A 22332-nucleotide genomic window follows, 5' to 3' on the forward strand; every position below is an offset into this window, starting at 1 on the left:
AAAAGAGGTAATGCAATGAGCGCAATACACTTAGTAGATGATTCAGCAACAATGCTAATGAGTATGGAAATGCTGCTTAAACGGGCAGGCTATACAGTAACAAAATCAGAAAGTGCAGAGGCAGCGATGGCGGCACTTGAGTCCATATCGCCCAAATTAATAATAACGGATTTAAACATGCCGGGTATGAATGGTATAGAACTAATAAAAACACTAAAGCAGCAATCTAAATTTAGGTTTACCCCCATGTTGATGTTAACCACGGAGTCGCAGCAAAGTCGTCGAGAAGAAGCGAAAGCTGCTGGTGCTACAGGCTGGCTTGTCAAACCCGTCGAGCCAGAGCAATTGTTAGGTGTAGTAAAGCAGTTGGTACCAGCTGCATAAGGTAAAAACATGAAAGTACTTGAAAAAGCAAAGCAGTATTACGAAACAGTGCTCGCTGAGAAAATAAAAGTGCTTAAGGAAAAGACAGGTAACATGCAGGATTCGCTTTTACTTTGGGGCGGGCTTTTAACCGTAACAGTAGTAGGCGTAGTGGGGTCGCTGAGTATACCTATAGAGATAATGGGCCTACATGGGGGAGTCTATGTAACTATTTTAGCAATGTTGACCTTTGTGCCTTGGTATGCAAACCGACAGAATCGCATGTTTGCTGCCAAGTTAAGTCGTCAAGAAAGCTATTTGCAAGAAACTTCATCGCAGTTAAGCGAAACCCATGCTCAGGTTAATGATTACGTAGCCATATTAAAAGGGCAAATGGATGGCATAAGTGCAATAACTGAAGACGCCTCAATGGAGCTAATGAAAGCGCTGTATGAGATTGAAAGCAGTATTCAAGATAGTATAGACAACGTTGAATTGGGTCAGAAGAATGCTCTTAATTGTAAGGAGAAAAGCGCAGACGAGTTTGAGTTGGCGGCGCAGCGCCTGTCTAATATAAAAGAAATGATTAATACACAGCGCGCGCAACAGATTGCAGATACTGAAGCCATTCAAGGGGTAATGCGTGAGGTTGAAAACCTAAAGGAACTCACCGAATTAGTTAAAAATATTGCTTCGCAAACCAATTTATTAGCCCTTAATGCTGCAATTGAAGCGGCGCGAGCTGGCGAATACGGACGGGGGTTTGCCGTGGTAGCTGAACAAGTGCGCATTCTATCGTCTCAGTCTTCAGAAGCAGCAGAAAAAATTGAAACGGGTATTAAATCTGCCCTTGATGCAGCGCATCTGCAGGGCGAAAAAATGCTAAACTCAACACGAGCAAATGATACGTGCGAATTACTAACAGGGTTTTCTGAGTCGCTGGAAAATATAACGGCACACTATCGTGTACTAGAAGAGCTTAACCCCAAGATGCTGGCCTGCTTCTCGCAAAGTGCAACAGAGGTTGCATTTAAAGTCAGTGGTGCAATCGCAAAAATTCAATTCCAAGATATTATTCGCCAGCGCACCGAACACGTGAAACTAGAGCAAGACGCCATTGTTAGTCTGTTTGGACAGTTTTCTTCTTACATTAATAACCGCGAGCATTTTGATGAGTCGTTTAATTTAAGTACCAAAGAAATGTTTGAAAAATATGTGATGGAAGATCAGCGTAAAATACATTTTGATATTAATGAGTCTTCATCTGAAGAGAAAAATGAGTTTGAAGAGGCCCGAGAGCCTAAAATAGAGCTTTTTTAATAAGAATTTCAAGAAATTAGGACAGAGCTGAAAGTAACAATGGTTAGAAGCTATGAGAGTTAATACGGGGACGTAGGTAAGCGATATCACTACTGTAAAATTGCCAGTCAGCTACACTGACTGGCAATTTCAAAACCAAGTATCTAATGAGTCTAAGCTCGGTTTCCCGTGAAGACGCATTCAAATACTGTGGCAAGTTTCCGAGGGGCTAACGAAACTAACGCCTTATCCTTACAGAGTAATGCGCTGGGCCGTAGCGAACGCAACGTCCAGCTTGAAGTACGCTGCTTCATTAATGAAATGAGGGTAGGTTTCTTTCTCACCGTCCCAGAGAATATCTTTTCCGTCAAAAGTTCTAAACATGGGAGAACCGGGTAATAGAGGCTTAAAATCATTGTCTTGCAATGAGTGGTGGATCATCGCGGTACGCGCGCCATTTTCATCTAAAGGAAAGCCGACGTTTTCACCTAGGCGAAAAGCTTCACACGCAGGCAGTGCGTCTGTTTCTATCTTTTGGTTATTATAGGCTACACAAAAATCTAAAATGGCCTCGGCCATAGTTTGTGTTAAAAGATAAACATCTTCTCTTAATACGCCTTGAGGCTGACCGCCCACTTCAATCATTGCCCCTTTCTTACCGGTAGTACACAAATAACCGTGTTCAAGATAAGGCTTTTCGTCTTCCACCAAAATATTCGCTTCGGGCATTTGTTGTTTAACAAATCGTGCTAACTGAACGTGAAATTCATCCGCTTCTAGAATAATTAGCGTGGCGCCCATCTCGCTGGTGGTATTGTGAATATCAATAACAAAATCGGTATTTGAGTTACCTTTCGGACCGAATTTTTCATTCAATGATTTAGCAAGCACTGCTTCTTTAGCGGTGTTGTCGTTTGATAAGCGCTCAAAGGTAAATTGTCTGTTTAAGTCTTCTTCAATAAAGCGGACATTAGCCTCTAGTGCCGCTTGATTAGCAATGTGAAGTGAAACATTTAAGGCATCAAAGCGTGAGGGTAGTCCGTGTTTTTGCCAGTTTTTAACTAACTGAATACCGCTGGTTTCGTTACCGTGGGTACCACCAACAAATGCGATTGATTGAATCATGAACTTTCCTTTGTGCTGCAGAATACGACGAGCTAATCGCCATAAGAGAAATTAGCTTGATAGTACAACAGTCTACAACTGCCGAGAATACATTTATTGTACTTCATCGGTGTACTGTTTGCGGTATCGCTTGGTAAGTGAGGCACTTCGCAACTGATCGAGTATCAATGAAATTATTGGGTTTGTATTTTGAGAGGGCTGCTTTCCCTTTCCAATACGGCGTAGTTGGCGCTTTACTTGTGCCATAGTCGCAAGGCCTGAAAGTGTTTTGTCTTTCCAATTTACAACCGGTATAACACCCAATGTATCTGGCGAAGCTCGCCATTGGTTAGGTAGATCAGGGGTTAGTGCCAGTGCGGAGGCAATACCAACCATATCTACACCACTTTGAATCACCCGCTGTGCTACTGCGAGCTTACGAATGCCTCCTGTAGTCATAATGGGAATGGACGTGGTACTTGCTATTTGCTCAGCAAAAGTTAAAAAATACGCTTCTCGCGCGAGTGTTCTATCATCAGCTGTTCTTCCTTGCATCGCTGGTGCCTCATAGCTTCCACCTGACAGCTCAACAAGATCTACATTGTGCTGTGCCAGCATGCCAACAACGTCACGCGCATCATCTACGTCAAACCCGCCACGTTGAAAATCTGCTGAGTTTAACTTTACAGCCACATCAAAGTCTTTGCCGCATTGCTCGCGCACTCGCTGAACAATGGTGAGCAGCAGACGAGCACGGTTTTCAAGACTGCCACCCCATTCATCTTTACGTTTGTTTGTCAGAGGAGACAAAAATTGCGCGAGTAAGTATCCGTGTGCTGCATGTATTTGAACGCCGTCATAACCCGCTTGTTTTGCCAGTAACGCTGTAGTAACAAATCGACTGACCACATCATTAATTTCGGTTTCTGTCATAGCTTTTGGTTGACCGAATAGGTGAGAATGCTTACCCATATTGAGTGGAATGTCAGAAGGAGAAAGTACCTTACCTCCCATTTTGGCAAATACCTGCCGGCCCGGATGGTTTATCTGCATCCACAAACGCGTATTGTTGCGCTTGGCCTCCTTCGCTAACTGCTGAAATGGTGCTAGCGGTGTGTGGGTTTCAAGTGCAAGTCCTCCTGGGCCGGTCATCGCTAAGTGATCGACCATAACGTTGCCGGTAATGACAAGGCCGACACCGCCTTCAGCCCACGCGCGATATAATCGAAAAAGTGCGTCTCCTGGCAATTGATTAGGCTGGGCCATGTTTTCTTCCATAGCGGCCTTTGCGAGGCGGTTTTTAATGGTTTGCCCATTGGGCAAGGTAAACGGGGTAAAAACATTTGATGACATGGTTTGCTCTCTCGTTACTGTGCATTGACGTCACTATAAGCTTTAAGTTAACTTTAAGGTCAAGGTTATTTTTTAAGAGAATACCATGCGCATTGGACAACTAGCACAAGCCATTGGTTTACCGACAAGTACCATTCGATTCTATGAACAAAAAGGGTTATTGCCACCTGCTGCGCGCACCGCAAAGGGTTATCGACAATACGATACTCACGCAATTGAGCGATTAAAGATGATCAAGTTTGCCACCAGCTTAGGGTTTTCCCTAGACGACCTGCCGGGACTATTTGCCAGTGGTGAAGGCTTGGACCACCAGCAAGTTATGGTGCACTTGCGCGAGCGAAAGCAAGATATTGATGAACTTTTGGCAAAGCTGGAACGTCAAAAGTCACAGATGGTGTATCTAATGCATCGGCTCGAGGAGTTGTGGAAAGCGGGCCATTGTATGACTGCCTGTGAACTTGATGGCTTACTTGAGGGACTTAATATGGACAATGTGCAAGAGGTCTAAAGCATGGCTGATTCTTGATGCGTTATAATTGCGACCTCGTCAGAATAAAGACTCAGTACTATTGAGCACAGTGGATCAATGCTTGAAAAAGTCTTCTTGTTGCTGTGCAAGCATCGCTTCAATTTCTTCTACATCTATATGTTTTGGCGTGGCATCCTCTGCAGGCTTGCCGGCAATTTTTCTGTCTTCTGCGGCCCATTCACCTAAATCGATAAGTTGACATTTTTTGCTACAAAAAGGGCGGTATTCGCTTGTTGGGGCCCAAACAACCTGTTTGGCGCAAATAGGACATTTCACTTCCATAATCGACTCCAGTGAAATACGTCTTAACGGCACAGATTGAAAAGTTAACCGAGCCTAAGACGCTAAGTAATAAAGAGAACTAAAGTTTAGCAGGCCGCTAACCGAAACTGAATATCGTTTTCCACTGCGCTATTTTGGCCTTCTTGGGGGGAAAATAACATAAAGCGCAGTGCGTAACGGTATTTGTTGCCACTTAAGGTTGGGTAGTAGCCATCATCTACACTGCACTTTACGCGTATCAGTTCGTTTTTATCTTCTGCAGCGCCTTGGTAAAAGCCGTTCTCGGCCACCACATTTACAAACTGACCTCGCTCGCGGATAAACGACAGGCTAACCGCAATTGCATCGTCAAGAAGCCCTAAAGTCTCTAACCATTGTGCAATTTCGTTTTGACGCTGTTCAAGCGGCTGTTGTAACCAAAAGTGCAGATTAGGCAGGTCAAAGCTACATGCGCCGCCGGGTATGGCAAATCTTTGTCTTATAGCGCTAAGCAGTTTGTCATCTTTAAGTGCGCTACCAAAACGGCGATCTGTCTTCAGCTTTTGCTTTAGTGTAAGCACCGTTTTTAGCGCTTGCTCTAGCGCCGTACTGTCTATTTTGGGGTGTTTTGACCAGTACACGAGATTCTTTTCGTGGGCTTCAAGATCTTTCGTTAAATCTGAGCGAAGATCCAGTCTTTCAATGAGATCGAGTAGTTCAAAAAGTTGTTCAAAGAACACCAGCTGAAGATGAGTATGTTCTGATTTAGCCGTAATTTTAAGTTGCCCAAGCAGCTGCTCAACACGTAAATAGTTACGTACTTTTTCCTTTAGTGGAAACTCGAATACAGCGCTACCCATGGAACCCCTTAAAACACATAGACTTAGAGAAACTGCACTACGAAGTTGTAGTGCGGCGAATAACAGCAAGCCTAAAGCATCAAGGCATTTAAGCCAAGTCTACTTGTTCGACAAATGCTAAGTTTGACGCTAATTGGTTAAAAAAGTTTCAAAAAGCAGGGCTGTTGGCCGAAAAGCCCTTTTTGTAACAAAAAAAGGTTAACAAAAGGAAGGTTAACAAAAGAAAGGCAAATAAAAAGGAACGTAAAGCTCGAAGGAAAACAGAAGAACGAGATAGAAAAGCGAAATAGGAACGATAGACAGGGAAGGTAGGTAACTAACTAAGATAGATGTAAAAGGGGTTTACTACTTTGTAAACCACTTATGCTGAAGCAAGGCTTAGTAGTTTTTGGTGTAAAGTTGATATTTGACTAGCAAGCGCTTCCAAGGTCGTGCTGTTATCCAGTACGTCGTTTGCCGCATCAACACGTTCTTTACGTGTAGCCTGCGAAGCCATGATACTTTTTATAGTTTGCTCAGTACTGCCGTCCCGTTTTAACGCTCGTTCAAGCTGCATTGTTTCTGGGCAATCTACCACCACAACATGGTTGCACATCTCAGTTAGTTTGTTTTCAACAAGTAAGGGCACAGATAAAATACAATAGGGTGATGTCGACTCGCTGATTAGCTGTTGCATTCGAGAGCGAATAAGGGGGTGCAGCAAACCATTTAACCAATGTTTTTCTTCTTCGGCGGCAAAGACCTTTTCGCGAAGGGCCGCGCGATTAAGGCTTCCATCTTCTAGCAGAATCGTTTCGCCAAAATGCTCGGCAATTTGCCGTAAGCCCTCTGAACCTACTTCAACAACGTCACGTGCGACTTCGTCAGCATCAACAATATCAATACCAAGGTTTTCAAAAATGGCGGTTGCAGCCGATTTACCGCTGCCTATACCGCCGGTAAGGCCTACTACGAACACGTGTTGTTTATTCATAATCATTAAGCCTTGAAGTTAAAGCGTTACTTGAGATTGAGTAACACTTGGGTTTATAGCACTGCATTAAGATAGGCAGTAATGATTTCTTCTTTGTACAGGAGTGTCAGCCAGCCTGCCACAGCCAAATAGGGGCCAAAAGGAATTGCTAACGATTTGCCTTTATTCTGAATGACCATTATGAGAATGCCTGCAATGGCACCCACAAAAGAAGACAACAAAATAATGACAGGCAAGCCTTGCCAGCCAGTAAATGCCCCAAGTGCCGCGAGCAGTTTAAAATCACCATAGCCCATGCCTTCCTTGCCTGTTACTAACTTAAATAGCCAGTAAACAGACCATAAACTTAAATAGCCTGCCGCTGCACCGATAATGGCATCGGTAGTGCCTACGAATATGTTTTGTGTACTCAGCAGTAAACCTAGCCAAAGCAGAGGCAGTGTTAACTGGTCTGGTAATAACATTTTATCTAAGTCAATAAACAGCAGTGCAACAAGCACATAAGTGAAGATGACCGCCCATAGTGCCTGTGACGTAACACCAAACTGATACGCAGCGAAGGTACAGGCAATGGCTGTGAAAAGTTCAACAAGTGGATAGCGTATTGAAATACCGACTTTGCATTTAGCACATTTGCCTTTAAGCAATAGATAGCTGATAACAGGAATATTCTCCCAAGCGCGAATTTTGTGACCGCAGCTTGGGCAGGTACTGTCAGGCTTTACCAGATTGAAGGTATCTGTAGACACGGGGGACTTGTCATCGGCAGAGATAGTGGCGCCGTCATTTTCACCGCCACTTGCGCCATCACTAAAATAGCTTTCGTACTCTTGCTGCCAGCTGCGCTCCATCATAATTGGTAGGCGGTAAATCACTACGTTTAGGAAGCTGCCCACCATTAAGCTTACAAAGAAAATAAGAGAATAAAATACAGCAGGGTAGAGCTGACTAAGCGTAATTATGGCATCCATGAAGTGCAATTCTTTTTAGTTTTAATAGTGGTTGGAAAAAGTCGGGTGTTAAACTTGGATGGGCGCCACTAAAAAGCGTCGCCCAAATCGTTCACATATATAGAGCTAACAATAGTAAAACTAATAATCACAAAGCTAGCAATATGTGCAAGTTATACCACGTTACCCATTTCGAATATAGGTAAGTACATAGCCACAATCAAGCCGCCAATAACAACACCTAATACGGCCATGATCATAGGTTCAAGTAAACTGGTTAAACCGTCTACCATGTCATCAACTTCTGCTTCGTAAATAGTCGCTATTTTACTCAGCATTTCGTCGACCGCGCCCGATTCCTCACCAATGGCAATCATTTGCGTCACCATATCAGGGAATACTTGGGTAGCGCGCATGGCAACATGCATTGGCATACCGCCTGCCACTTCTTTTCGTATATATAAAATGGCTTCTCGGTAGACCGCGTTACCGGAGGCACCCGCAGCAGATTCTAATGCGCCGATAAGCGGAACACCTGCTGCAAAGGTAGTCGCAAGAGTACGAGTAAAGCGGGCAATACTGGCTTTTTTAAGTATTTCACCAATAACAGGAATTTTTAAAATATTACGGTCTACGCTATCGCGCAGCTTCTGGCTACGTCTGTGTGCTCGCACAAACATAAAGCCTGCGGCGGCAACACCCATGGCGATAAAAATACCGTAGTCTTGCACAAACCGGGAAATTCCCAACACAAAAACAGTAAAGGCAGGGAGTTCAGCGCCAAAGCTGCTAAAGATTTCTTCAAACTGAGGTACAACGAAAATAAGAAGGATAGTCGTAACAATAAAAGCAACAACCAAAACTGCGATAGGGTAGAACATCGCTTTCTTGATCTTTGATTTTAGTGCTTCAGCCTTTTCTTTATAGGTGGCTATACGATCGTAAATGGTTTCAAGGGCACCAGACTGCTCGCCGGTATAAACCAAATCACAGTATAGATCATCGAAATAAAGAGGATGTTTTCTTAGTGCTGAAGAAAGCGGATTACCCGATTTTACTTCTTCGGTTATTTCACCCAGCAATTTTCGCATTGAAGGGTTTGCATGGCCTTGTGCTATCATCTCTAGAGATTGGATAAGCGTAACGCCAGCGGCTAGCATGGTGGCTATCTGCCGTGAAATTACCGATATATCCGCGGGCTTTATCTTCTGTGCTCCGCCGAAAAGTGGCTTAGCGAGTCTTTTTACTTTATTTGCAGAGATACCTTGCCGGCGCAGAAGGTTCTTAGCCTCTGATAAGGATGTAGCAGAAATCTCGCCTTTACGAGCTTGACCATGTCGGTCTTTTCCTTGCCATGTAAATACCGATGCCGCCTTAGCCATTTTGCAATATCCAAGTTTAAGTTAAACAAAAAAACCCAGTTGCAACACTGGGTTTTTATTTCTTAGCTCTACGCGCTTTTAATTAGCAAAGTGTTGTTGGTACACATGCAGCGGCCCATGTTACACGACCGTCAGTTACTGTAGGAGTGAGTGTATATGTAGCAGGGTTTGTACCGTCAGTAACACCAGAGTTGCCAGAAGCTTCAGCCTTAATAACACCGTTCAATGTTGTAACACCAACGACTGTAGCAGATTGTGTTACGTCAGCAGGAACGCCGCTAGTACCACCGTCACATGCTGCCAATGTTGCGTCTACAGTTTGCGCACAAATCTCAACAGCAGTCTTTGCAGCAGCAGTTGCGTTTGTTACTTCAGTGAACTTCGCTTTCTGCGTGTAGTTCTGATAAGCAGGCAATGCGATTGCTGCAAGAATACCGATGATTGCAACAACAATCATTAGTTCGATTAGGGTGAAACCTTTTTGGTTTTTGTTATTCATGTTCATCATGGTTTTTCTCCGGGACGTGTATAACACGTAAAGTTTAAAATCTAATTCAAATTGACGTTTATACCCGAGTCGTCCTTTTCAACGCCCCTGGTACTTGATACTCAGTATAGAATTTTATTTGTCACTGACAAGTATAGGCAAATATACGTATGTCTAGCTTTTGCAGTATGACATGGATAGCTGCGCTATGGCAGGCGTGATCACTTGTACTTTCGTATAAAAGTTAATGACTTACCTACGTATATCTATCTATACACAGAAGAATATAACGAGAAATGACTGGGGATCTTCGTGAGTTCTAGTATTTTTGATCATACTACAACTCACGCTTTTTGATTCGCGGTAAACTAAGGTGTTGACACTCAATTAGCTAATAAATGCACGCTTTGAAACCACCTTACTAAGACAGCGTAATGCGCAGCGACAAATCAATTGCCTGAACATGTTTGGTTAACGCGCCAGATGAAATGTAATCTACACCTAGTTGTGCAAGTGATGCCAGTCGTTCATCAGTAATGTTCCCTGATACTTCCAGTTTACATTGACCTTTATTAAGCGCTACTGCCTGTTGGATCTGTTCGTTAGAAAAGTTATCCAGCATGACAATGTCGGCACCCGCCGAAAGGGCTTGTTTAAACTCAGCTAGGTTCTCTACCTCTACTTCAACTGGCTTGCCAGGCATCATGGTTTTCGCTCGGCTCACAGCTTTTTCGATATTTCCGCAAGAAAAGATGTGATTTTCTTTAATTAAAAAGGCATCGAACAACCCCACGCGATGGTTTTGACCACCACCGCAACGCACCGCGTATTTCTGTGCATAGCGCAGTCCCGGTAAAGTTTTGCGGGTGTCTAAAATTTTAGTATTAGAGCCGGCTAGAAATTTTGCGTAGAAAGCCGTCATCGATGCGGTTGCCGAAAGGGTCTGTAAAAAATTAAGCGCTGTACGTTCGGCTGTTAATATAGCGCGAGCAGAGCCTTCCAAGCTAACTAATACCGTATCAGCCTCAACCTTGTCGCCATCTTTTACATGCCAGGTTAGCGACACTGACTCGTCAATAAGCGCAAATGCTTGATTTGCCCAAGCTATTCCACAAACAACGCAAGGCTCGCGAGTAATAATGGTCGCTTTTGCTGTAACGCTTTCATCTATCAGGTTTGCGGTAATATCGTTTGCAGCATTTAATTCGCCGCCAAGATCTTCTACAAGCGCGTTTGATACTTGCTCTCGGATCGACTGCATATCTGGTGATGTCATTTTCATCGCTTTTATCTATGCTATTTATATATTTAAAGGGTACGCAATATTAACCAATCTCCGCGCTGAGTAAACTCTAATTGGCGAAGAACACTCATTCCAAGCAGTATATGGTCATCTTGCATACCGGGGTTCAAGTTTGCGTCTACATTACGCACTACTATTTCGCCAATGCGCAAGGTATCAATGGTTGACTCGGCAACCCTCACTACGCCATTAGCAGTACTGGCTAAACCCTCACGTCCGGCTTTTAGTTTAAGTCTGTTCGCTAAGTGTGCGGGGACTGCTACATCAGTGGCACCCGTATCAACAAGAAAGACCACTTCCTCACCATTGATATAGCCTGTTGTTACATAATGCCCTTGGCGGTTCTGCTTTAAACGGACTTCGGTTTGTGAACCAATACGCTCTGATGTGGGTTCGCTATTCGGGTTGATTTGTTTTTCTAGAAGATCTGAGAAAACAAAAACCAGTAGACCAAAACCGCAAATCCAAGCAAGGGCAACCATCCATTTACCCGTTGATGCTGTCGGGTCTTGTTGTTCATTCATGCTTTTACCTTTCTTATAATAGTGGTGCACTAATGCTCGTGTAGCCTATTACCCAGCGTAATCGTTCAGTAATTGGTTAAGCACTGGGCCAAAGTGCTGAATCAAGTGATAGATCACAACCAATAGCCCTATACACTTATATCAACTTACAATGTAGGCTATTACCCAGAAAATCAATTACCGAAGCAAATACTATGGTGCTTTACAACGAAGCAAAGTACACCCCAAGTCCACATTATGATGCCCGTCCTGACGATAAAGATGTCAGCCTGTTGGTGATACATAATATTTCACTGCCGCCTTCACAATTTGGTACGCCGGGCATTCGTCAATTGTTTACCGGTACACTTAATCCAGATGACCATCCTTTTTATAAGGAAATTGACGGATTAAGGGTCTCTGCCCATTGTGTGATTTATCGAACTGGTGAAATAGAACAATTTGTACCTTTTGAACAAAGGGCGTGGCATGCAGGCGTTTCAACCTTTCAAGGCCGCAGTCGCTGTAACGACTATGCAATTGGCATTGAACTGGAAGGCACTGATACGCTGCCCTTTACCGAAGCGCAGTATAAGGCGCTAGGGGAACTCACTGATTTTATTACACAACACTATCCTCGGATCACTTTAGGGCGTATCGTAGGTCATAATGATATAGCGCCGGGGCGTAAGACTGACCCCGGTGTTGCTTTTGATTGGGCAAGATACAGAATGCGCGTAATTGGGTTGAAGTATTCTGATTAATCTAGGTCGCTGGAAAAGGGAAACACAATATCTATGATGTTAATGAGCCTACTATTAATTCTCAGCCTCGAGCGGTTGATGACAAAAACACCTAATTGGCATGTCGAAAAATATGCTGCTCAGTACCGTGCTTTTCTTCAAAACAAGGGGTTACTTAAGTTTCAAGAAGAAAATACGGGTGATAAGGAGAGTAAAAAAAGCTCACCCATAGCGCTTTATTGCTATCTTTTACTACCTGCGGTCGTATTGGGAGTTATTGAATACTGGGTGCTTGGCGCATTCCTTACCTTTATAGAGCAAAGTTTGGTGTTGTTCGTTTGTATTGGCTGTCCGGTGTTAAGAAGTATTTATAAAAACTTTTTAAATGCCGCCGACAGAGGCGACCTACAAGCTTGTAGCATGTATACAGATCAATTAGGGCATTGTGCAAGTCAAACAGATAGTGATGGAAGCGCAGGTGCAGAAGGGAAAAGCTTCGGTCAACATCTTACTTGGCTTAACTACCAGCACTATGCTGCTGTTATGCTGTGGTTTATTGCATTTGGTGCACCAGGCGCATTGTTTTATACCTTAAGCCGAAGTACCACCGAAGCCCTATGTGACGCTAATCACCCTTTGAACGTAGCTGCGGGAAGACTAATGTTTGCTCTAGACTATATTCCTGTCCGCGTGACCGCCTTTGGCATGTTGATGATGGGGCATTTCTCGCGAGCGTTGCCTGAATGGTTAAAATACGCGCTTCAATTCGACGTACCTGCTTACGACGTACTTACACAAATTTCATCGAAAGCCGAGGTGCTAACCCCAGATGAGCATAAGTTACAGGCTGAAAATGCAGCAGTAGAACCAAAGGTGCTGGTAAAGTTAGCAAAACGTAATGTTATTTTTCTTCTTGTAATAACGTCAGTACTTACGCTTGTAGGCAGTCTGGCATAATCATTATTTTTAACATTTACTACGCTACTTGGCCTGGAAAGGCGTTTGGTCTATTTATTAATTGTATGTAGATCAGACGCTTTACCCATATTTAATCATCTCTCCTACCTCATCAGACCAGTTGCTGGCTGATAATTTTTCTTAACAAATTCAACAATAAAGCTTAACACCCAGCAAATCGCATAGCCTTTGCTATGCTTGGGAGTATTTACCTCGAAATCGATCTGCCTTAAACTAGATAGGTAAAATGGTATTACCAATTGTGTTTGTGTTTAAATTTTCCATGATTATTTTTTACATTCACAGCTGTTATAACAGCGCTGGTACAAATAATAGGATACGTTGAGCGCATGCGTCAGCAGCGAAAAAAACTCTCTGATGTGATTACGGAGCAACTCGAGTCGATGATACTCGACGGTACGCTATTGGCTGGTCAAAAATTACCGCCAGAAAGAGAGCTTGCGCTTGAATTTGATGTATCTCGTCCATCATTGAGAGAAGCCATTGGTAATCTGCAGGCTCGCGGTCTGGTAGAGCGTAAGCAGGGCGGCGGTACGTTCGTTAATCGAAACCTGAATTCAGCCATGAAAGATCCGCTTATGGACTTAGTCAGCCAGCGCCCTGAAACTCAATTCGATTTACTTGAATTTCGCCATGCCTTAGAAGGAATGGCAGCGTATTACGCAGCACTTCGTGGTCAACCTGAAGACTACGAGGCATTAAAACAAGCATTGAATGATGTACCTACGCCTAAAGCGCACGAAAGCAAGCGAGCCCAAGCTGAGGCACTAGGACAGTTTTATATCATTATGGCAAGAGCATCTCACAACATGGTGCTGTTACACGTAATGAGCACCATGCAAAGCATGCTGGTGGACAATATTGAACGAAACTTTGACATGCTGGCAGCGCACCCTGAAGCAGTGGAAGACATTGCTAAACAGCGTCGTGAAATTGTAGAAGCTATTGCTTCTCGCGACCCCGAAGCTGCACGCCAGGCATGTAACACGCATTTGGCGTTTATTGAAAAAACGCTATTAACCATTAATCAACGCGATACCCGTGTACAGCGCGCATTGCGGCGATTAGAGATTTAGTTACCTAGTCTTACCCTATGCAAAAAGGGCTAGATAGCTATTCATTCGCAGAGGCCGGTCAGGTTTTTCCTGTGCCACTGCAAAAGCAGGTGAGCCAGATTGGGTCACTGTGAGTACAACGTAATTTAGTTTTCCTTCTTTTAGCGCCTTTGATAATAGAGGCAGTGCTAAGGGAGGATTTTCTATATAAGCAAAAAATAGGATGGCACCATGTCTGATATGATGCACCAAGATGTAGATCCTCAAGAAACTAAAGAGTGGATTGATGCGCTTGAGTCGGTTTTAGAAGAGGAAGGCGTAGAACGCGCTCATTATTTACTCGAAAAACTTATTGATAAAGCACGTCGCAGCGGAGCGCATCTACCGTATGACGCAACTACTGCCTACATCAATACTATCCCTGCAGCGCAAGAGCCAAAAATGCCTGGTGACTTGACCATCGAAGCGCGCATCCGTGCAGCAATTCGTTGGAACGCATTGATGATTGTATTGCGTGCATCTAAAAAAGACCTAGAGCTTGGTGGCCACATTGGTAGCTTTGCATCATCGGCTATGCTTTACGATGTGGGCTTTAACCACTTCTTTAAAGCGCCGAATGAGAATCAAGGCGGCGACTTTATTTTCGCACAGGGCCATATTTCTCCAGGTATTTATGCGCGCTCATATATGGAAGGCAACTTAACTGAAGAGCAGTTAAACAACTTCCGTCAAGAGTGTGCTGGCGATGGTCTGTCGTCTTACCCACACCCTCACTTGATGAAAGACTACTGGCAGTTCCCAACGGTATCTATGGGTCTAGGCCCACTTCAAGCTATTTACACAGCACGTTTCCTTAAATACCTAACTAACCGTGGTATCAAAGACTGTTCAGGTCAGCGCGTATACTGCTACATGGGTGACGGTGAGTGTGATGAGCCAGAGAGCTTGGGTGCAATTGGTCTTGCGTCTCGTGAAGGCCTAGACAACCTAACGTTTGTTATCAACTGTAACCTACAGCGCTTAGACGGCCCGGTACGTGGTAACGGCAAAATTATCCAAGAACTTGAAGGTACGTTCCGCGGCGCTGGCTGGGAAGTTGTGAAAGTTATTTGGGGTAGCTACTGGGATGAGCTACTGGCTCGCGATAAATCTGGCAAGCTAATTCAGCTTATGGGCGAAACGGTAGACGGTGAATACCAGAACTGTAAAGCCAAAGGCGGCAAGTACACCCGTGAAAACTTCTTCAACAAGTATCCTGAAACAGCGGCTCTTGTAGCGAACATGTCTGACGACGACATCTGGCGCTTAAACCGTGGTGGTCACGATCCAGTAAAAGTATTCGCAGCTTACCAAAAAGCCATTGATACGAAAGGTCGTCCAACGGTAATCCTTGCTAAAACGGTTAAAGGTTTTGGTCTAGGTGCATCAGGCGAAGCACAAAACGTAGCGCACAACGTTAAGAAAATGGACGTTGATTCAATCAAAGCGTTCCGCGACCGTTTCAATATTCCAGTAGCAGACGAAAAAATTGCTGACCTGCCTTACTTCAAGTTCGACGAAGACAGCGAAGAAATGAAGTACCTTCGTGCACGTCGTGAAGCACTAGGCGGTTACTTGCCTTCTCGCCGTGAACAGGCTGAAGAACAGCTTGAAATTCCTGAGCTAAGTGCATTCGACGCTATCTTGAAAGGTTCAGGTGACCGTCAAGTATCGTCAACGATGACGTTTGTACGTGTACTTAACGCATTGTTGAAAGATAAGAAAATTGGTAAGCGTATTGTGCCAATTATTCCTGATGAAGCCCGTACGTTTGGTATGGAAGGCTTGTTCCGTCAGGTAGGTATTTATGCTAACGAAGGCCAGAAATACGTACCTCAAGATGCCGACCAAGTCGCTTACTATCGCGAAGATAAGAAAGGTCAGGTACTTCAGGAAGGTATTAACGAGCTAGGTGCAATGGCATCGTGGGTAGCGTCAGGTACGTCTTACTCAACGTGTAACGCTACCACTATTCCGTTCTACATTTACTATTCAATGTTTGGTTTCCAACGTGTTGGTGACTTGGCATGGGCAGCGGGTGATAGCCAAGCGCGTGGTTTCCTATTAGGTGCAACAGCAGGTAGAACTACGCTTAACGGTGAAGGTCTACAGCACCAAGACGGTCATTCACACGTTCAGGCGAACCTAATCCCTAACTGTATTACTTACGATCCAACGTACGGTTATGAAGTAGCGGTTATCGTTCAAGACGGTCTGCGTCGCATGTACGGTAATAACGAAAATATCTTCTATTACCTAACATTGATGAACGAGAACTATCAGCACCCTGCAATGCCAGAAGGTGATGATGTTGCTGAGCAGATCATTAAAGGTATCTACAAGCTTGAGCGTGTTGAAAACGACAAGTCTAAGCTTAACGTACAGCTAATGGGCTCGGGTACTATCTTGAACGAAGTACGTAAAGCGGCGCAGATTCTGAGTGAAGACTACAACGTATCTTCTGACGTTTACTCTGTGACCTCGTTCAACGAGCTAGCCCGTGAAGGTCAAGACGTTGCGCGTTGGAACATGCTAAATCCAGAAGCTGAGCAAAAAGTACCTTACATTGGTCAGGTAATCACGAAAGATGCAGGTCCTGCGATTTCTGCCACTGACTATGTGAAGAACTACTCAGACCAAGTTCGTGCGTTCATTGATACTGAATACCGCTGTCTAGGTACAGACGGTTTCGGTCGAAGCGATAGCCGTGAAAACTTGCGTACTCACTTTGAAGTTAATGCGTCATACATTGTGGTTGCATCACTTTACGAATTGGCTCAGCGCGGCGACGTTGAGAAGAAAGTGGTAGCAGAAGCCATTAAGCGTTTTGAAATTAACGCTGAAAAACTTAACCCACTTTACGCGTAAGCCAGATAAGGTATTTTACATATGTCAGATATTCAAAAGATTATCGTACCCGATGTAGGCGGTGACGAAGTTGAAGTTATCGAGCTATGTGTTGCCGTAGGCGACAACATCGAAGCCGATGAAGGCGTTGTTACTGTAGAAAGTGACAAGGCGTCAATGGACATCCCAGCACCATTTGAAGGTGAGATTGTAAGCCTGTCTGTATCAGTAGGCGATAAAATCAAAGAAGGCGATGTGATTGGTGAAATGAAAGTTGCAGGTGGTGATAGCGCTGCTGAAGAATCATCTTCAGACAACGCTTCACAAGAAGAAGCGCCTAAGCAAGAAGAAGCACCAAAAGAAGAAAGCAAGTCAGAGGCAGCACCTGCTGCGTCTGGCAGCAGCGAAGTAATTGAAGTTGCAGTGCCAGATATCGGTTCTGACGATGAAGTTGACGTAATTGACGTATTGGTTTCAGTGGGCGACACCATTGAAAAAGAAGATGGGCTAATTACTCTAGAAACCGATAAAGCGACTATGGACGTTCCTTCAACGCACGCAGGTACGGTGAAAGAAGTGTTCATCAGCACTGGCGATAAAGTGAAAGAAGGCACAGTTGTAATTAAGCTTGAAGTAGCGGGCTCAGGCTCGTCTTCAAGTGAGTCGGCTTCTAGCGATGCTTCTTCTGAAGCATCTGCACCGGCTGCGCAGGAAAGCGAAAAGCAAGAGTCAGCTCCTGCGGCGTCTGCAAGTAGCGAAACCATTGAAGTAGCCGTGCCTGACATTGGTGAAGACGGTGAAGTTGACGTTATCGACGTGCTTGTATCGGTAGGCGATACCGTTGAAAAAGAAGACGGCCTAATTACGCTAGAAACTGATAAAGCCACCATGGATGTACCTTCAACGCACGCAGGTACCATTAAAGAAGTCTTTATCAAAACAGGCGATAAAGTTAAGCAAGGCACATTAGTTGTTAAACTAGAAACTAGCGGTGGCTCATCTGAACAGGCACCATCTGCACCTAAAGCAGAAAAGCCTGCTGAAGCGCCTAAGCAAGAAGCACCTAAACAAGCGTCACAGCAAGAAGCCTCTCAAGGCCGTTCTCCTGTGCCGCCAGCGCCAGAAGCTAAGAATACAGGTAAAGCACATGCTTCACCTTCGGTTCGCCGTATTGCTCGCGAGTTCGGTGTAGACCTGACTCAAGTTAGAGGCTCTGGCCCTAAAAACCGTATCTTGAAAGAAGACGTTCAAGCTTACGTGAAAGCTGAGCTTGCGAAACCTCGCACAGCAGCCGCTTCTGGCAGCGCACCAGTAGGCGACAACGTACTGCAAATCGTGCCAGTTAAACCTGTTGATCACAGCAAGTTTGGTGAAATTGAAGAGCAGCCGTTATCTCGTATTCAGAAAATTTCTGGTCCGTTCTTACACCGTAACTGGGCAACTATTCCTCACGTTACGCAGTTCGACGAAGCAGATATCACTGAAGTTGAAGAATTCCGTAAAGAGCAAAACGCTTATCACGCGAAAATTAAGTCTGGTCTTAAGATCACGCCACTAGTATTCGTAATGAAAGCGGTAGCGAAAGCCCTTGAGAAATACGAAGTATTCAACTCATCACTGTCTGACGATGGCGAGAGCTTAATCATTAAGAAATTTATCAACATTGGTATTGCGGTTGAAACACCGGGAGGCCTTGTTGTACCTGTTATTCGTGACGTGAATAAGAAAGGTATTGAGCAGCTGTCTCAAGAGCTTATCGAAACATCTAAGAAAGCCCGTGAAGGCAAGCTGAAAGCGGCTGACATGCAGGGTGGTACGTTCACCATCTCTAGCCTAGGTGGTATTGGTGGTACGGCGTTTACGCCTATTGTAAATGCACCGGAAGTCGCCATATTAGGTGTGTCTAAGTCTGAGATGAAGCCTAAGTGGAATGGTAAAGAGTTTGAGCCGCGCTTAATGGTGCCGCTAAGCCTGTCATACGACCACCGAGTAATCGATGGTGCGGTAGGTGCAAGATTCTCTACTGAGGTTGCTGCAAACCTAACTGACTTGCGCAGAATCATACTTTAAATAAAAGGTCGAAAAATATTACAATATCAGTAACATTTTCGACGATTTTATAAGCCCATTTGGTGGCATTTAGGTTATGCTATTACACAAAAGTAATAGCATGACCCTACAAGAACAGGATTGAGGTTCACAATGAGCGAAATTAAAACGCAATTGGTGGTACTGGGCGGCGGCCCTGGCGGTTATTCAGCAGCATTCCGTGCGGCTGACTTAGGTATTGAAACAGTTATCGTAGACTCACGCGACACGCTCGGTGGTGTTTGTCTTAACGTTGGCTGTATCCCTTCAAAAGCCCTTCTTCACGTTGCAAAAGTGATGAAAGAAGCGAAACACCTAGCTAGCCACGGTGTATCTTTCGGCGAGCCTACCATCGATTTAGACAAAATCCGTGAATACAAAGATGGCGTTGTTAAGCAGTTAACAAACGGCCTTAGCGGTATGTCTAAAATGCGTAAAACCAAGCATGTACAAGGCTTCGGCAAATTTACAGGTGCAAACACCCTAGAAGTAAAAAATGGTGACGACGTTACTACTATTACTTTTGAAAAAGCGATTATCGCTGCGGGTTCTGAGCCAGTAAGCCTACCGTTCATCCCAGAAGATGACCGTGTAATCGACTCAACTGGCGCGCTGGAAATGAAAGACATTCCAGAGAAAATGCTAGTTCTAGGCGGTGGTATCATCGGTCTAGAAATGGGTACTGTGTACGAAGCACTTGGCTCGAACATTGATGTAGTTGAATTCTTAGATCAGCTAATTCCAGCAGCTGACAAAGACATCATGAAAGTATTCATGAAAGACTACAAAGACAAGTTTAACATTATGCTTGAAACCAAAGTGACTGCGGTTGAAGCAAAAGACGATGGCTTGTACGTAACATTTGAAGGTAAGAACGCACCTGCTGAACCAGTGCGCTACGACAAAGTACTTGTTGCTGTTGGTCGTAAGCCAAATGGCAAGCTAGTTGGCGCTGAAGCTGCTGGCGTAAACGTTGACGAGCGTGGCTTCATCAACGTTGATAAGCAAATGCGTACTAATGTTGACCACATCTTCGCAATCGGCGACCTTGTAGGTCAGCCAATGCTTGCGCATAAAGCGGTTCACGAAGGTCACGTTGCTGCAGAAGTTATTGCTGGCCAGAAGCACTACTTCGACCCACGTGCTATTCCTTCAGTAGCGTACACTGAGCCAGAAGTTGCTTGGGTTGGTCTAACTGAAAAAGAAGCGAAAGAGCAGGGCGTAAGCTATGAAACAGCAACCTTCCCATGGGCTGCTTCAGGCCGTGCAATTGCATCTGATGCAACTAACGGTATGACCAAAATGATTTTCGAAAAAGAAACGGGCCGCGTAATCGGTGGTGCTATGGTAGGTACCAACGCGGGCGAAATGCTTGGCGAAATCGGCCTAGCTATTGAGATGGGTGCTGACGCTGAAGACGTAGCATTGACTATCCATGCTCACCCAACGCTTAACGAATCAATTGGTCTTGCGTCTGAAATCTTCGAAGGAAGTATTACTGACCTGCCAAACCCGAAAGCGAAGAAAAAGAAGTAAATTAGCTTCTTTTCAGATAACGATGAAAGCCCGCTTCTAAGCGGGCTTTTTTGTACTACACTTTTACCCTGAGGCTCGATTTAAACATAAAAACTAAGTAAAAAGAGATACTAAGTGGTGGTAGATGTCAGCAAAAATTAAAGACCCAATAAAAGTGCAGTCGAAGTTTGGGGAATACAGTGTTGAACTTAAAGGAAACATTATTCGCCTGGATGGCAAAGGAGTAGTTACAAAAGCGCTTTTTCAACACTATCACGAAGATGTCAAAAAACTCGCTTTACCTTTAGGAGGGCAACCGTGGGGATTTTTAATCTTTGTACAAGGAGTTGGTATCTTGACTCCCGATGCAGAGCAAGCTTTGATTGAATCAGTTCAGCTTAGAAAGCAGTATGGAATGCAAGGTTGTGCGTTTGTCACTAACCAGGCTGATATACCCGCTTTGGTTAAAAGTCAGTTTGAACGGGTGTATGCAGCGGCCAACTTAGCATGCTATTTCAGTGACTCTGAAAGTGACGCGCTTGCTTGGTTAGCCGCGCTTGGTTGCTCGTTAGATAATGAGTAACAACAACTTAAGCAGTTTCTTTCCCTGCTATGATTTTTGCTGCTTCATCGTTGCTCGGTGTTTTTAAGTGTGCGGGCGTAAATTCCTCACAGTCCATATTTCGCTGATCCATAAAGCGTTTAACGGTGTCGGCGCAGTACGCTTTACGGCAGCATTGAGAGAGCAGCATTTCATGGCGCTGCACACGCTCGCGAATGAATTTCACAACCAGACCTCTAAGCCACTGTAAACCAGCGTCTTGGTCTTGACGTTTATGCCACATAATGGATAGTGGCGAGCTTACAATCTCAACAGGTGTTTCGAATACTGCCAATTCGCCCGAGAAAATCTCTTTTTCCATTACTAAAGATGGAGCAACACAAATAAGGTTGCTCTCTTTTAATAGCGGTGTGGCGTTGTAAAACTGGTTTACAGACATTGCCACACGACGCTTAAGGCCTAAATTCGCCAGCACCTGATCTGTGGGGCCTGTCACATCGCCTGTAACAGAAACCAGAAGATGATCAGCCGCGACAAAGTCTTCCAACGTCAATTGAGATTTTGCCAATGGATGATCGGGGCGCATGACCACCACCCAGCTGGGATCTAATACATGCTCGGCACGAATAACAGAGCCAGGCTCTTGGTATTTAGAGAAGGTCAGTTCGGCTTCTGCATCTTTAAGTATTTTATCGGTTTCCATGTCGTAATTAGGAATTGCATGGATATTGATACCTGGCGCTTCACTTTCAATAACTTTACGCAGCGGTCCCCATACCATAGAAACAATGCTGTCAGTTGCTGCGATACGAAAAGTGCGCTTAGCTGTAGCGGGATTAAAGTCTGTAGGGTTAACGGCGACTTCAAGCTCACCCAGCGGGCCCTGAATTTGACTCCATAAGTTTTTAGCAAAAGAAGTAGGCTGGATACCACGCCCGTCTTTTACAAACAACTCGTCGTTCCACGCGGTACGCATTCGAGATAGTGCGTTAGATACCGCAGGCTGTGTCATTGATAGTCTATCAGCGGCGCGGGTGATGGCACCCTCGGTCATGATGGCATCAAAAATCATCAATAAATTTAAATCATGGGGGCGCATCGCTCTCTCCGGTCTCTATTACCTACTATTCACTTTCGA

Annotated in this window: 21 protein-coding genes; 10 read left to right on the forward strand and 11 right to left on the reverse strand. The window is 44.5% G+C overall.

Annotation, left to right across the window (positions count from 1 at the left end):
• The first annotated feature begins 15 nt into the window (after positions 1 to 15).
• Together E5672_RS09735 and E5672_RS09740 are read left to right on the forward strand one after the other, a co-directional pair.
• Complete coding sequence (locus E5672_RS09735) at positions 16 to 384, forward strand: response regulator (protein ID WP_012519437.1); 369 nt, start codon at positions 16 to 18, stop codon at positions 382 to 384.
• A gap of 9 nt (positions 385 to 393) precedes the next feature.
• The gene (locus E5672_RS09740; protein WP_136782015.1) at positions 394 to 1683 is read left to right on the forward strand and encodes a methyl-accepting chemotaxis protein; all 1290 of its coding nucleotides are present in this window, start codon (positions 394 to 396) and stop codon (positions 1681 to 1683) included.
• A gap of 231 nt (positions 1684 to 1914) precedes the next feature.
• Here E5672_RS09740 and E5672_RS09745 read toward each other — a convergent pair whose 3' ends face one another.
• Positions 1915 to 2787, reverse strand: coding sequence for an aspartoacylase (locus E5672_RS09745; RefSeq protein ID WP_136782016.1), 873 nt, complete (start codon positions 2785 to 2787; stop codon positions 1915 to 1917).
• Between the two features lie 93 nt (positions 2788 to 2880).
• The gene (locus E5672_RS09750) at positions 2881 to 4119 is read right to left on the reverse strand and encodes an NADH:flavin oxidoreductase/NADH oxidase family protein (RefSeq protein ID WP_136782017.1); all 1239 of its coding nucleotides are present in this window, start codon (positions 4117 to 4119) and stop codon (positions 2881 to 2883) included.
• An 85-nt stretch (positions 4120 to 4204) separates the two neighbouring features.
• Between E5672_RS09750 and E5672_RS09755 the strand changes: the two genes are divergently transcribed.
• Entirely contained in the window at positions 4205 to 4627 is a 423-nt protein-coding gene (locus E5672_RS09755; protein WP_136782018.1) for a MerR family transcriptional regulator, read from the forward strand.
• A gap of 75 nt (positions 4628 to 4702) precedes the next feature.
• Here the strand turns inward: E5672_RS09755 and yacG are convergent, their stop codons facing one another.
• From yacG to E5672_RS09795, 8 genes are all read right to left on the reverse strand, one after another.
• Positions 4703 to 4930, reverse strand: a complete 228-nt coding sequence (gene yacG / locus E5672_RS09760; protein WP_136782019.1) for a DNA gyrase inhibitor YacG — start codon at positions 4928 to 4930, stop codon at positions 4703 to 4705.
• An 86-nt stretch (positions 4931 to 5016) separates the two neighbouring features.
• A complete protein-coding gene (gene zapD, locus E5672_RS09765; protein ID WP_136782020.1) occupies positions 5017 to 5769 on the reverse strand; it encodes a cell division protein ZapD in 753 nt (250 codons plus the stop codon).
• A 361-nt stretch (positions 5770 to 6130) separates the two neighbouring features.
• Positions 6131 to 6742: a dephospho-CoA kinase gene (gene coaE, locus E5672_RS09770; protein WP_136782021.1), complete on the reverse strand. Its 612-nt coding sequence runs from the start codon at positions 6740 to 6742 to the stop codon at positions 6131 to 6133.
• Positions 6743 to 6795: 53 nt separating this feature from the next.
• Positions 6796 to 7713 carry a prepilin peptidase gene (locus tag E5672_RS09775; protein WP_136782022.1) on the reverse strand — a complete coding sequence of 306 codons (918 nt, stop codon included), beginning with the start codon at positions 7711 to 7713 and terminating at the stop codon, positions 6796 to 6798.
• 152 nt (positions 7714 to 7865) lie between these two features.
• Positions 7866 to 9074 carry a type II secretion system F family protein gene (locus tag E5672_RS09780; RefSeq protein WP_136782023.1) on the reverse strand — a complete coding sequence of 403 codons (1209 nt, stop codon included), beginning with the start codon at positions 9072 to 9074 and terminating at the stop codon, positions 7866 to 7868.
• An 82-nt stretch (positions 9075 to 9156) separates the two neighbouring features.
• The gene (locus tag E5672_RS09785; protein ID WP_136782024.1) at positions 9157 to 9582 is read right to left on the reverse strand and encodes a pilin; all 426 of its coding nucleotides are present in this window, start codon (positions 9580 to 9582) and stop codon (positions 9157 to 9159) included.
• A gap of 400 nt (positions 9583 to 9982) precedes the next feature.
• Complete coding sequence (gene nadC, locus E5672_RS09790; RefSeq protein ID WP_136782025.1) at positions 9983 to 10837, reverse strand: carboxylating nicotinate-nucleotide diphosphorylase; 855 nt, start codon at positions 10835 to 10837, stop codon at positions 9983 to 9985.
• 32 nt (positions 10838 to 10869) lie between these two features.
• Complete coding sequence (locus tag E5672_RS09795) at positions 10870 to 11388, reverse strand: retropepsin-like aspartic protease family protein (RefSeq protein WP_071815671.1); 519 nt, start codon at positions 11386 to 11388, stop codon at positions 10870 to 10872.
• Between the two features lie 194 nt (positions 11389 to 11582).
• Between E5672_RS09795 and ampD the strand changes: the two genes are divergently transcribed.
• The 7 genes from ampD to E5672_RS19985 all read left to right on the forward strand — a co-directional run bounded on the left by ampD (position 11583) and on the right by E5672_RS19985 (position 21215).
• The gene (gene ampD, locus E5672_RS09800; RefSeq protein ID WP_136782026.1) at positions 11583 to 12131 is read left to right on the forward strand and encodes a 1,6-anhydro-N-acetylmuramyl-L-alanine amidase AmpD; all 549 of its coding nucleotides are present in this window, start codon (positions 11583 to 11585) and stop codon (positions 12129 to 12131) included.
• A 42-nt stretch (positions 12132 to 12173) separates the two neighbouring features.
• Entirely contained in the window at positions 12174 to 13067 is an 894-nt protein-coding gene (gene ampE, locus E5672_RS09805) for a beta-lactamase regulator AmpE (RefSeq protein ID WP_276606288.1), read from the forward strand.
• 350 nt (positions 13068 to 13417) lie between these two features.
• A complete protein-coding gene (pdhR, locus tag E5672_RS09810) occupies positions 13418 to 14164 on the forward strand; it encodes a pyruvate dehydrogenase complex transcriptional repressor PdhR (protein WP_136782028.1) in 747 nt (248 codons plus the stop codon).
• Positions 14165 to 14374: 210 nt separating this feature from the next.
• Positions 14375 to 17050 (forward strand): pyruvate dehydrogenase (acetyl-transferring), homodimeric type, encoded by a 2676-nt coding sequence (gene aceE, locus E5672_RS09815; RefSeq protein WP_136782029.1) that lies wholly within the window; start codon positions 14375 to 14377, stop codon positions 17048 to 17050.
• Between the two features lie 21 nt (positions 17051 to 17071).
• Positions 17072 to 19099 carry a pyruvate dehydrogenase complex dihydrolipoyllysine-residue acetyltransferase gene (gene aceF / locus E5672_RS09820; RefSeq protein WP_136782030.1) on the forward strand — a complete coding sequence of 676 codons (2028 nt, stop codon included), beginning with the start codon at positions 17072 to 17074 and terminating at the stop codon, positions 19097 to 19099.
• Positions 19100 to 19231: 132 nt separating this feature from the next.
• Positions 19232 to 20653, forward strand: coding sequence for a dihydrolipoyl dehydrogenase (lpdA, locus tag E5672_RS09825; RefSeq protein WP_136782031.1), 1422 nt, complete (start codon positions 19232 to 19234; stop codon positions 20651 to 20653).
• Positions 20654 to 20777: 124 nt separating this feature from the next.
• Positions 20778 to 21215, forward strand: a complete 438-nt coding sequence (locus E5672_RS19985) for a hypothetical protein (protein WP_240692202.1) — start codon at positions 20778 to 20780, stop codon at positions 21213 to 21215.
• A gap of 7 nt (positions 21216 to 21222) precedes the next feature.
• Here the strand turns inward: E5672_RS19985 and E5672_RS09840 are convergent, their stop codons facing one another.
• The gene (locus tag E5672_RS09840; protein WP_136782032.1) at positions 21223 to 22293 is read right to left on the reverse strand and encodes a LysR family transcriptional regulator; all 1071 of its coding nucleotides are present in this window, start codon (positions 22291 to 22293) and stop codon (positions 21223 to 21225) included.
• Positions 22294 to 22332 lie beyond the last annotated feature (39 nt).

It is taken from the genome of Alteromonas portus, assembly GCF_005117025.1.
In the GTDB taxonomy this organism is placed as follows: domain Bacteria; phylum Pseudomonadota; class Gammaproteobacteria; order Enterobacterales; family Alteromonadaceae; genus Alteromonas; species Alteromonas portus.